At 56.1% G+C, this 11,816-nt stretch carries 12 protein-coding genes; 10 read left to right on the top strand and 2 right to left on the bottom strand.

All coding sequences use genetic code 11. The features are described 5' to 3' along the window. Positions 1 to 103: 103 nt before the first annotated feature. Positions 104 to 697 carry a phospholipid N-methyltransferase PmtA gene (pmtA, locus tag ACWPM9_RS18985; protein ID WP_484756153.1) on the top strand — a complete coding sequence of 198 codons (594 nt, stop codon included), beginning with the start codon at positions 104 to 106 and terminating at the stop codon, positions 695 to 697. Positions 698 to 817: 120 nt separating this feature from the next. After that, a complete protein-coding gene (gene pyrF / locus ACWPM9_RS18990) occupies positions 818 to 1,516 on the top strand; it encodes an orotidine-5'-phosphate decarboxylase (protein WP_484756154.1) in 699 nt (232 codons plus the stop codon). A 20-nt stretch (positions 1,517 to 1,536) separates the two neighbouring features. Here pyrF and ACWPM9_RS18995 read toward each other — a convergent pair whose 3' ends face one another. Beyond that, positions 1,537 to 2,490, bottom strand: a complete 954-nt coding sequence (locus tag ACWPM9_RS18995; protein WP_484756155.1) for a right-handed parallel beta-helix repeat-containing protein — start codon at positions 2,488 to 2,490, stop codon at positions 1,537 to 1,539. A 291-nt stretch (positions 2,491 to 2,781) separates the two neighbouring features. On the opposite strand from ACWPM9_RS18995, the gene ACWPM9_RS19000 reads away from it, so the two are divergent. Then, on the top strand, positions 2,782 to 3,069 hold the full coding sequence (locus ACWPM9_RS19000; RefSeq protein WP_428186187.1) for a DUF1330 domain-containing protein: 288 nt from the start codon (positions 2,782 to 2,784) through the stop codon (positions 3,067 to 3,069). Between the two features lie 101 nt (positions 3,070 to 3,170). After that, positions 3,171 to 4,151 carry a complex I NDUFA9 subunit family protein gene (locus ACWPM9_RS19005; protein WP_484756156.1) on the top strand — a complete coding sequence of 327 codons (981 nt, stop codon included), beginning with the start codon at positions 3,171 to 3,173 and terminating at the stop codon, positions 4,149 to 4,151. Between the two features lie 393 nt (positions 4,152 to 4,544). Here ACWPM9_RS19005 and ACWPM9_RS19010 read toward each other — a convergent pair whose 3' ends face one another. Further along, positions 4,545 to 5,351: an undecaprenyl-diphosphate phosphatase gene (locus ACWPM9_RS19010; RefSeq protein ID WP_484756157.1), complete on the bottom strand. Its 807-nt coding sequence runs from the start codon at positions 5,349 to 5,351 to the stop codon at positions 4,545 to 4,547. A gap of 153 nt (positions 5,352 to 5,504) precedes the next feature. Between ACWPM9_RS19010 and ACWPM9_RS19015 the strand changes: the two genes are divergently transcribed. From ACWPM9_RS19015 to ACWPM9_RS19040, 6 genes are all read left to right on the top strand, one after another. Then, entirely contained in the window at positions 5,505 to 6,197 is a 693-nt protein-coding gene (locus tag ACWPM9_RS19015; protein WP_428186190.1) for a glutathione S-transferase family protein, read from the top strand. A 26-nt stretch (positions 6,198 to 6,223) separates the two neighbouring features. Further along, a complete protein-coding gene (gene queG, locus ACWPM9_RS19020; RefSeq protein WP_484756158.1) occupies positions 6,224 to 7,375 on the top strand; it encodes a tRNA epoxyqueuosine(34) reductase QueG in 1,152 nt (383 codons plus the stop codon). Between the two features lie 4 nt (positions 7,376 to 7,379). After that, a complete protein-coding gene (locus ACWPM9_RS19025) occupies positions 7,380 to 8,258 on the top strand; it encodes an SDR family oxidoreductase (protein WP_484756159.1) in 879 nt (292 codons plus the stop codon). Positions 8,259 to 8,649: 391 nt separating this feature from the next. Then, a complete protein-coding gene (locus ACWPM9_RS19030; RefSeq protein ID WP_428186193.1) occupies positions 8,650 to 9,012 on the top strand; it encodes a septal ring lytic transglycosylase RlpA family protein in 363 nt (120 codons plus the stop codon). Between the two features lie 89 nt (positions 9,013 to 9,101). Continuing rightward, entirely contained in the window at positions 9,102 to 10,388 is a 1,287-nt protein-coding gene (locus ACWPM9_RS19035) for an RsmB/NOP family class I SAM-dependent RNA methyltransferase (RefSeq protein WP_484756160.1), read from the top strand. A 136-nt stretch (positions 10,389 to 10,524) separates the two neighbouring features. Further along, positions 10,525 to 11,805: an imelysin family protein gene (locus tag ACWPM9_RS19040; RefSeq protein WP_484756161.1), complete on the top strand. Its 1,281-nt coding sequence runs from the start codon at positions 10,525 to 10,527 to the stop codon at positions 11,803 to 11,805. The last annotated feature ends 11 nt before the right edge of the window (positions 11,806 to 11,816 follow it).

The raw sequence follows: 11,816 nt of genomic DNA on the forward strand, positions 1-11,816 counted from the left end.
ATAAATATATCTCCATAGCGTCGTTTCGCCTTGTTTTTGCGACAAAGGCAGCCAACATGATTTTTCACGTACATGATGTGCGGAAGAGTACAGGGAGACGTCTATGGCATTGGGGTTGAAACAACGCTTCGAGAAGAAGTTCGATGAAGAGATCCGCTTCTTCAAAGGCGTGATGCAGGGGCCGAAAAGTGTCGGAGCTATTGTACCCACTTCGTCCATCACCGCCAAAAGGATGGCGAGCGTCGTCAACCCGAGCTCAGGCCTGCCTGTGCTGGAGCTGGGTCCCGGAACTGGCGTGATCACCAAAGCAATCCTTGCTCGCGGCATTGCACCTGAAAAGCTGTATTCCATCGAATATTCCAGCGACTTCTATCACCATCTCCTGACAAGCTATCCAGGTGTGAATTTCGTGCATGGAGACGCATTCGACCTCAAGGCGTCCCTCGGCAAGGCGGCAGACCAGACATTTGACGCCGTCATCTCAGCTGTGCCGCTTTTGAGCTTTCCGATGCAATCGCGCATTGCCCTTCTGGAAGATCTTCTCGACCGGATGCCTCCAGGCAGACCGGTGATGCAGATTACCTACGGCCCCGTGTCCCCCATTATTGCCAATCCGGACCGCTACACCATCCGCCATTTCGACTTCGTCGTGCGCAATATTCCGCCTGCGCAATTGTGGATCTACAGTCGCGGCTGAGCCCAACGTAAAATGTCGATATTGTCTAAAGAGCAATGTGGGTTTCCCTGTTGCCTCTTGCGAAGCTCGGGCACTCATGCGAGTTGACATCCATCGAAAAATGGCAGGGGTTTCCGCATCATGACAGCGCGTGAAAAGCTTATCGTCGGCCTTGATCTTCCAACAGTCGCCGAAGCCGAAAAAATGGTCGTAACGCTTGGCGACGACGTCTTATTTTACAAGGTAGGCTATCAGCTGGCATTCGCTGGTGGCCTCGACTTTGCCAAGGAACTGGCGCAAGCGGGAAAGAAGATCTTTCTCGACATGAAACTGCTCGACATCGACAATACGGTCGCATCTGCGGTCGAAAATATCGTCAAGATGGGCATGACCATGCTGACCCTCCACGCGTACCCAAAGGCGATGCGCGCTGCCGTGGATGCCGCCAGGGGATCCGACCTGTGCTTGCTGGGGGTTACCGTCCTCACCTCCATGGATGAACGGGATCTCACCGATGCCGGCTATGAATATGATCCGCACACGCTGGTGCTCCGTCGTGCTGAACAAGCGCTTCAGGCGGGCATGGGTGGCATTGTCTGCTCCGCAGAAGAGGCAAGTGCGGTCAGAAAGATCGTCGGACCAAGCTTAGCTGTCGTCACACCCGGCATTCGACCCGTCGGCGCAGACAAGGGCGATCAGAAGCGCGTCATGACACCTACCCAAGGATTGAAGTCTGGCTCCAGCCATCTCGTTGTCGGTCGGCCTATCGTGAAGGCTGCCGATCCACTGTCCGCAGCCTGCGCCATTCTCTCGGAAATGGATGCAGCGCTTTCAAGCTGATCAAATTGTCCCGGTAAAGGTCACTTATTGCCCGTGATCTTATTGGTGTCGTCGAAGTTGACAATCCGAAGCGACCAGGGACCCTTGAAGCGGTTGTCCTTGACAAGATTGTGCTTGGCAAAATCGTGCCAGTCCAGGCTGCTGCCAAATGGATATTTCGGGTTCAGTTTGCAGTACAGCTTACCTACATCGCGGTGATTGAGCCAGATCGCCGGTGCAGCAAGCCGAAAATGATCATAGGTGAATGTATTGCCGATGATCTCATTATATTGCGGCTTTTGATGGCGGATCGTTCCGCCCTCCCCGCAATTGCGGTAGACATAAATACCGCCTCTCACCGGATCATCGAACCGGTTGTTGGTGATGCGGTTCTTCGCGGATCCATCAATCGCCACTTGCTCGCGCAGTGACGTCTTTACCGCGAAGGTGTTTCTGTCGAGGACATTGTTGGCCGACTCTGCATCCAGATAGACGGCGGTCTTGCTGCTCTTGCCGCGCAATGTCGATTTTTCCACGGTCGTTCGGGTGACCCCTGGACCGAAGTAAAGTGGAATGCCGCCGGTCGCCTCGATGGTGACCTTGCTGATCAGGATATCGGACGGCGCATTTGCCTGGGCATTTTCGGTGTGGTTGCGATGAAGCGAAGACTTCCGCACTTCCTCAGCCTCGCCCGAGATCCCCAGACCGATAAGGCGAAGATTGCCAACGATCTTACAATTGCGGATCGTAATCCCCTGCGGCACGCTCCAGCCGTCACCGTTACCGTCACCCTTCCGTTTTTTCACCGACCGGATGGCAATGATCGGAGATTTGGAGCTTGGCTTCGAGGCCTTGGTGCCCAGCGTCGCTCCATGACAATCCAGCGAGGTGCCGGACGCCTCGGCACCGGCAAAGTCCAGCTTGCGGGCGATGACTTCGCCTGGTTTGAGATCGATGTTGCAATCGACTTTTATGGTGTTGTCGTCTTTCTTCACGGGAGACCGCAGTTTGGCATAGAAATCGGCGCTGCAGGCCTTGACCTCGCTGGAACCGGATTGATCAGCCCAACCGCCTGCAGGCGCGAGACAGTAAGCTGTGCATACTGCCGCAAAAACAAGTGAGTTTCGCAGACTTTTTTTCTGAACTGGCATGGCAGTTTGTCACTTCGGCTTTCAAGTCAACTTGACGGCAAGGTAACCCATCAAGCTGACCACAAAATGAACGCGCTTGACCCGGGCGCACAATTGGCTGAGAAATTCGGCGAAAATGCCAGCAGGAGGAAAATCATGGCCAAGGGATACTGGATTGCACATGTCGACGTTCGCGACACCGAGCGTTACAAGGATTATGTTGCTGCGGCGAAACCGGCCTTCGAGAAATACGGCGCCAATTTCCTCGCGCGCGGTGGTCCGGTGACCGCGCTGGAGGATAAGGCACGCGCCCGTAACGTGATCATCGAGTTTCCGTCCATGCAGGCAGCGGTTGATTGCTATAACTCGCCCGAATATCAGATCGCCGCCAAGATCCGCCAGGAAGTCGCGGATGCGCAGATGATGGTGGTCGAAGGTATTTGACGCCAAGGCCGCATCCTTTGCGGCTTCCCCTGACAACGCGATTCGGCTAAGAAACGGCAAGTCGAATTGCCAGACCGTCAAGCCATTCCGGAGAACACATCATGACACTGTCCAATCTTCCGCCACTCGTCACTGTTTTTGGCGGTTCAGGCTTTGTTGGGCGTCACGTGGTGCGAACACTCGCACAGCGCGGATATCGTATCCGCGTTGCAGTGCGCCGACCGGATCTTGCGGGCTTTCTTCAGCCCTTGGGAAATGTGGGGCAGATCTCTTTTGTTCAAGCCAATCTGCGTTACCGCAACTCCGTAGACGCCGCAGTCCGCGACGCCGATCATGTGGTCAACTGTGTCGGCATCCTGTTTGAAAGCGGGCGCAACACGTTTGATTCCGTACAGGATTTCGGCGCGCGCGCCGTCGCGGAAGCCGCGCGTGCCGCCGGCGCTACGCTGACCCATATCTCCGCAATCGGTGCAAACGTGAATTCAGCATCAGTGTACGGTGCCTCCAAGGGTCAGGCAGAGCAGGCCATCAAGAGCATCAAGCCGGATGCGATTATCCTGCGCCCGTCGATCATTTTCGGGCCAGAAGACGGATTCTTCAACAAATTCGCCGCCATGGCACGCCTTTCACCTATCCTGCCGCTGATCGGCGGTGGCAAAACGAAGTTCCAGCCCGTTTATGTCGAGGATGTCGCCGAAGCTGTCGGTCGCGCCGTCGATGGAAAGCTTGCAGCTGGCGAGACCTATGAACTCGGTGGACGAGAAGTGCTGACCTTCCGCGAATGTCTTGAGGTTATGCTGCACACGATCGGTCGCAAAAACCCGCTGGTTTCTCTGCCGTTTGGAATTGCCTCTCTGATGGGCAGCATAGCGTCTGCCATCCCTTTGATTACGCCACCGTTGACCTCTGACCAGGTGACACTGCTGAAAAGCAACAATGTTGTCTCCGAGGACGCCAAATCCAAGGGTCTGACACTTGAAGGGATGGGCATCACGCCGACGCTTCTATCGTCGATTTTGCCTTCTTATCTGGTGCAGTACCGTCCTCAGGGACAATATACCGGCTCCGGCAAAGCGGCATAAGAACGGCCTTAAACTGAATGCTGGATCGCCCTGCGTTGCAAAAATATCGCAGCGACAACCTAGCTCTGTTAACGGGCGATTTATCAAAAACCGCTATTGATGTTTTCGTTAGCAATTCGTAAACAGCGCGACACAATTTGGATCGTCTGCTGGCCAGAGGCTGGCAGCATTTTATACCTTGAAGGACTTATACATGGGCAAGTCTATCGCACTCTTTTTCGCGTGTGCGGCAATGGTAATCCTCGCCGGTTCATTCATGGCTCCGACGACTCTCGCAGCCCGCAAAGGCAACTGCGCACCCGCTTACGGCATCGACCCCTGCAGCACCAGCTCTATCCCGGCCGCCGCCAACTGACGGCTGGATGAGGCGCCCTCAAGAAGGGCGCCATCTCCTCAATGACCAAGCGACAACAAGACCAGGCCGATAAAGCCAATGGCAATGCGCCAGATGGCAAACGGCATGAAGCCACGTCTTGAAATAAAGTCGAGAAGTCTGCGTACCACGAAAACTCCTGACACGAATGCCATGATGAAGCCGATAGCAATCAGGCTGCCGTCGTCGAAGCTGATCGCATTGCGGTTCTGGTAAAGATCGAGCACGAAGGCGCCGGCCATTGTCGGCATGGCCAGGAAGAACGAGAATTCTGCAGCCGACCGCTTGTCAGTCCCCATCAGCAATGCGCCGACAATCGTTGCCCCGGAACGCGACGTGCCGGGGATCATGGCCACACACTGGCACAGACCAATCTTGAGTGCCAATGGCAGCGGGTAGTCCATGACATCGTGATATTTCGGCTTCAAGTCCAGCCGATCGACCCACAGCAGGACAAAACCGCCAAGGATCAGAACAACGCAGATCAACATCGGCGTCTCGAAGAGAACCGTCTTGATAAAGTCATGCGCCAGGGCACCGATCACTGCCGCAGGCAGGAAGGCCAGCAGAACCGCCCCGACAAAGTGTCGGCTTTTCTGGCTCGACGGAAGACTTGTGGCCAATGATATGAGCTTTGTCGCGTAAACGCTCAGGATCGCAAGGATGGCACCTAGTTGAATGAGCACCGCGAAGGTGTTGCCTGGCGATTCGAAGCCCAAGAAGTGACCCGCCAACAGGACGTGCGCGGTCGATGAAACAGGAATAAACTCGGTCAGGCCCTCTATCAGGCCGAGCACCAGCGCGCTGATAATCGATTGAGCGTCCATAAAAGATCCTTAAAATTTTTGGCAAGGTGTGCAGATGGGACTGACTTGTGTTGTAAGTGCCAAGCTCCTATAGCTTGGAAGCTGATAGCGATGCCAGAGGCACATTCATCATGTGCGCCGAGCGACACTGAACGAAACCGAATTTAAGTTCTCATGCCAACATTATATCATCATCCGATGTCCGCCGCGTCTCGGTTTATCCGGCTTGTGCTCTCAGAATACGGCTTCCAGGTCGATTTCGTCGAGGAGCAGACCTGGGAGATGCGCCGGGAGTTTCTGGCCATCAATCCCGCAGGAACGATCCCGGTCTACATTGACGACAACATGCGTGCCTTATGTGGCGCGACTGTGATCTCCGAGTTCCTTGATGAGGTTCACGGCATCCTCAAAAGAGACAGGCGGCTTCTGGCTGAAGATCCGTTCCACAGGGCCGAAATCCGCAGGCTGACCGAATGGTTCCTGCAGAAGCTGGAACAAGATGTCACCCGCCCGCTGGTGCGGGAACTGGTGCACAAGGTGCATATGCCGCCATCGCTTGGCGGCGGCGCACCCGACTCCAAAGTGTTGCGGACAGCCCGTGGCAATGTTCGCCAACATATGAAGTATCTGTCGTGGCTGGCCGGATCACGGCAGTGGCTGGCGGGCGACCGTTTGAGCTATGCGGACCTTTCAGCGGGCGCCGCCGTTTCCATCCTCGACTATATGGGTGAGATCGACTGGGCCGACCTGCCTGCGGCCAAGGAATGGTATCAGCGGCTGAAGTCGCGGCCATCCTTCCGCCCGCTGCTGACCGAGCGCGTACGCGGCCTGACACCCGTGTCGCATTATGCCGATCTGGACTTCTGACTGTCCGATCGTCTGACGGAGGAAATATGGCGCATGGCGCCCCCATCGACACGAGTGCCCGGATCTGCGGTCAACTGACTGCTTTCGTGAAGCAGGAGGCTGCGGCTCAGGGCTTCGATGTCTGCCGCATTACGCTTCCGCAATCTTCACCACAGATAGAAGCCGGGCTTGATGGCTTTCTCTCAGCCGGCCATCACGGCACGATGGAATGGATGGCAGAGACCCGTGATCGGCGTGCGCGTCCAGACGCATTATGGTCCGACGTGCGCTCTGTCATCATGCTGGGCATGAACTATGGTCCGGATGCCGACCCTCGGTTACTGCAGAACCAGCCGGAAAAGGGCGCAATCTCGGTCTATGCGCGCAATCGCGACTATCACGACGTGATCAAGGGACGCTTGAAGGAAATTGCCACGCGCTTTGCCGCCCGGTCTGAAGCGGACGTGAAGGTCTTCGTCGACACCGCGCCGGTGATGGAAAAGCCACTGGCGGCACAAGCAGGCCTTGGCTGGCAGGGAAAGCACACCAATCTTGTCAGTCGCGAATTTGGGTCGTGGCTGTTTCTGGGCAGCATTTTCACGACCGCAGCGCTCGCCGTCGACATTGCGGAGACCGATCACTGCGGCTCCTGCCGCGCCTGCCTCGACGCCTGCCCGACCAACGCTTTTCCGGCACCTTACAAAATCGATGCGCGCCGTTGTATTTCCTATCTCACAATTGAGCATAAGGGTGAGATTGATCCCGAATTGCGTCCCCTGATCGGAAACCGCATTTATGGTTGCGACGATTGTCTTGCAGCTTGCCCTTGGAACAAGTTTGCAAGCCTTGCCCAGGAGGCCAAACTCTCGGCGCGCGAGGATCTCAAGGAGCCGGACATCGAATTTCTGCTCACGCTCGACGATCCGACGTTCCGGCGCTTCTTCTCCGGCTCACCGGTCAAGCGCATCGGTCGCGACCGCTTTGTGCGCAATGTCCTGATCGCCGCTGGAAATTCCGGTCAGGCGGCCTTGATTGAACCCTGCAGGTTACTGCTCGAAGACGGCTCCCCTGTTGTTCGCGCCATGGCGGTTTGGGCGCTCTCACAACTGCTTGCCGGTGCGGAATTCAACGATCTGCGGGCAAGGGCTAAACATGAAACAGATCCCGGAGTCGTTCGGGAATGGGCAAGAGGAGCATGACCCCATGCAGCTCATGATTTTTGGTGCCGGCTATTCTGGCAAGGCGATAGGCCAACTCTTCGCATCAAGTGGACAAACAGTTTTCGGCACGACCCGATCTCACGATAAATTCCAGCATTTGGAGAAAGCCGGTTTAACACCGCTGTTGTTTGATGGTGACGTGCTCACGGACGATCTACGCGGTGCGCTTGCCCAGACAACCCATCTGGTCCAATCCATTGCTCCCGGACGTTCCGGCGACCCCTTGATCCCGTTGCTTGCAGCCGATCTTGCGACCCTCATGCCGCGCCTTGAGTGGATCGGCTATCTGTCGACGGTAGGGGTCTACGGCAACCATGATGGGGCCTGGGTCGACGAGGAGACGGCGTGCCAACCACAATCGCAGCGTTCCGTGGAACGTGTCGAGGCCGAGCGGGACTGGGCATCGCTTGCGAAGGATAACGGCATACCGCTCGCCATCCTTCGGCTGTCCGGCATTTATGGCCCCGGGCAGAACGGCTTCGTCAATCTTTCAAAGGGAACGGCGAAACGCTTGATCAAAGAGGGGCAAGTGTTCAATCGCATCCGTGTCGAGGACATCGCTGCAGCCACTCGCTTTCTCATGGCGGGCAATCTTGCCGGCATCTTCAATGTCACGGATGATGAACCTGCCCCTCCGCAGACTGTTGTCGAGGAAGCGTCTCGCCTCATGGGTCTCGCGCCACCACCTGAGCAGGATTTCGAAAGCGCCGAGCTCAGCCCGATGGCGCGCTCCTTTTATGGAGAAAACAAGCGCGTTTCCAATGCGAAGATAAAATCTCTCGGTTTCAGCTTCTGCTTCCCGGACTACCGCCAATCGCTGGCCGAACTTTGGGCTAACGAAAGCTGGAACAAAATGCCATGAGGCTCGTTTCTCTGCTGCACGTATGAAGGTTTTCGGGATGTCGTAGACGGTAGGTCGTCCCCTCAATCTGTCAGATCCGATGTCCCGAAGCCTTCAAACGTCACAAATTTCCCGAAAAATCGGGCCTTGGTCGTTTGCTGAACGCATTTTTTTCGTGAACGGCAAAGGCGTTTTCGCGCATTACCGCGGAATTTGCCTAGCTGTCTAGAATCTTTACGGTTTCTTCCGCTCAGGCAGCTTTTCCCTCACCAAAAATTAAGTAGTCCTCGATCACGAATGTTACGCTCTGTAATACCTCGTGATCGCCTGAGGCACGTTTTTGCCATTTTTTCCCTCGTTTAAGCGCTGCAGAGCAAAACTGTGCTCAGGCGAAGGACTAGGGAAAACAAAATTGGCGAATAACCGACTATCCATCATTGGCGTCGCAGCAATGGCGCTCGGCCTTTCAATCGCTGCGCAAGATGCAAATGCGTCTGACTCATGCGGTGGTGCTTCGTGGTATGCCCTGCACTCGAAGACTGCTTCCGGTGAACGCATGAACCCGGCCAAGCTTACTGCCGCCCACAAGACGCTGAAATTCGGCACCAAGGTGAAAGTGACCAACAGAACGAACGGCAAGAGTGTCGTCGTCAGAATCAATGATCGTGGTCCGTTCATCCGCGGACGTGTTCTGGATCTCTCAAAAGCTGCTGCACAGAACATCGGCATGATCCGTTCCGGTACGGCCAAGGTCTGCTACCAGATCATCGGCTAATTTTCGAATGAAGGCGGTCTTCACGCCTATTCGCTTGCTCCGTGAACCGTTCGGCTTTACGACGCGGACTTTGATCAGGAGAGCATGACATGCGAATGGGTGGGCGTCTTGCCGGAGCCATCGAGGTTCTGGACGATATTGAGGGACGGCGACGTCCGGTTGCCGAAGCCCTCAAGGACTGGGGCCTTGCGCACCGATTTGCGGGTTCGGGCGACCGGGCAGCAATTGGCAATATCGTTTACGATGCCTTGCGTATGAAACTGTCTCACGCCTGGCTTATGGATGACGACAGCGCGCATTCTCTGGCTTTTGCCGTGATGTTGCGGCAATGGGGTTATACGCCCGAAACATTGGCCGCAGAACTCGAGGGGGATACACATGCCCCGGCACCTCTCGACGCGGCTCGGCTGGAAGCCTTCTCGCAACGAAAGCTTGAAGATGCCGCACCGCATATACAGGCTGACATGCCGCAATGGATTGCGGCGCTCATGGAAGAGCGGTTCGGTTCGGAATGGATCATAGAAGCGCAAGCGCTTGCAGCGCGGCCTTCTCTTGACCTGCGAATCAACAGCCTGAAATCCAGTCCAGAAAGAGTGATGAAGGCGCTGGACCGCGCAGGCGCTGTTCCGGCTCACATTGCCCGCATGGGTCTTCGTGTGCCGGCCGGAGAAGGCGCATCACGTCTTCCAAATGTTACGGCAGAACTTTCTTTCCAGAAAGGCTGGTTCGAGATCCAGGACGAGGGATCGCAGATCGTCGCCGATCTGGCAGACCTCAAGGCTGGCGATCAGGTGCTCGACTATTGTGCCGGCGGCGGCGGCAAGACGCTTGCTATGGCCGCAACGATGGAAAACAAGGGACAGGTGCATGCCTACGATGCAGAAGCGCGTCGCCTGGCCCCCATCATCGAGCGCCTCAAACGAGCAGGCACTCGAAATGTTCAGGTTCATGGCAATGCTCAGGAACTGGAATCGCTGGCCGGTCGTCTTGATTGCGTTCTTGTTGATGCCCCCTGCACGGGAAGCGGAACATGGCGTCGGCGTCCTGATACCAAGTGGCGGCTGAGCGAGCGCACACTGCAGGAGCGTGTCGATCAGCAGAAAAAAGTGCTGGAACAGGCATGTCGCTATGTTCGTCCCGGTGGTTCGCTTATCTACATCACCTGCTCGATGTTGCCGACCGAAAACGAGCATCAGGTCCGTCGCTTTTGCGAAGAGCATTCCGATTTCTCGATCACATCGGCGCAGACATCCTGGGAAACTCTCTTCCCCGCGGCCCCCAAGCCACATTTCAGCGATGAGGGAACGATCACTCTGACCCCTGCCCGCACCAACACCGACGGGTTCTTCTTCTGCCGGATGACAAAACTTACTTAAGCTTGCTTTCGCGTAAAATTGACGAAGTGCAAATCCGCCAGTTTTTATACTGGACTATTTGACACCAGTTTATTTTTACGCGAATAAGGGCCGTTCATTTGAGGATATGGCGCTTTCAAGCGTCAAAGGAGAGATCATGAGACGGACAAGCCCTTTGCGCGCTACCTTGGCGCTTCTGGCGGCAACGACCGCGTTTGCAGCGACTTCGGCCTGGGCAGACACGACGCCCGCCGAGGTCGTGAAATACTATGCAGAAATGGCGGAAGCGAAATATTCCGACTCGCTGGCGACAGCTGAAAAGCTCGACACCGCCATCGAAGCACTGATTGCCACACCAAGCGAAGAGACACTGGAGGCTGCCAAGGCTGCATGGATCGCAGCGCGCGTTCCCTATCAGCAGTCCGAAGTCTACCGTTTCGGCAACCCGATCGTCGATGACTGGGAAGGCAAGGTCAATGCGTGGCCGCTGGACGAAGGCTTGATCGACTACGTGGATGCATCCTACGGCAGCGAGAGCGATTCAAATTCCCTTTACGTCGCTAACGTGATTGCCAACCCTTCCATCAAGATCAATGGTGAAGAGGTTGACGCAAGCAAGATCACGCCGGACTTCCTGGCCAATACGCTTCATGAAGCCGGAGAAGTCGAGGCCAATGTGGCCACCGGTTATCATGCCATCGAATTCCTGCTGTGGGGCCAGGATCTGAACGGAACCGGCCCGGGCGCAGGCAACCGACCTTACACGGACTATGACACAGCAAATTGCACCCATGGCAATTGCGACCGTCGCGCTGACTATTTGAAGTCTGCCTCGACCTTGCTCGTCTCCGATCTCAAGGAGATGGTGGATGCGTGGGCGCCGGAAGGCGAAGCAACGAAGACGGTTGAAGCAGACCCAAGTCAGGGCATTTCGACGATACTGACCGGCATGGGTTCGCTGTCCTATGGCGAGCTCGCTGGCGAACGCATGAAGCTTGGCGTGCTGTTGCACGATCCCGAAGAAGAGCATGATTGCTTCTCCGACAACACACATGCCTCGCATTACAACGACGCGCTGGGCATTCAGTCGGCCTATACCGGCGGATATACCCGCGCCGACGGCACCAAGATGACCGGTCCTTCGCTTTCCGAACTGGTGAAGGCCAAGAACCCCGAGCTTGACGCAGAAATGCAGGCAAAGCTGACAGCGACGATGGATGCCATGTCTGCCATGGTGAAGCGTGCGGAGACTGTTGAGGCCTATGACCAGATGATCGGTGAAGGCAATGACGAGGGCAATGCCACCGTCCAGGCCGCCATTGACGGTTTGATCGACCAGACCAAGACCATCGAGCGCGTCATTGCGTCACTGGATCTTGGCACGATTGCCCTTGAAGGTTCTGACAGCCTCGATAATCCTAACGCTGTGTTCCAATAAGCAAAAGGCGG

Source organism: Agrobacterium sp. H141 (genome assembly GCF_057158725.1).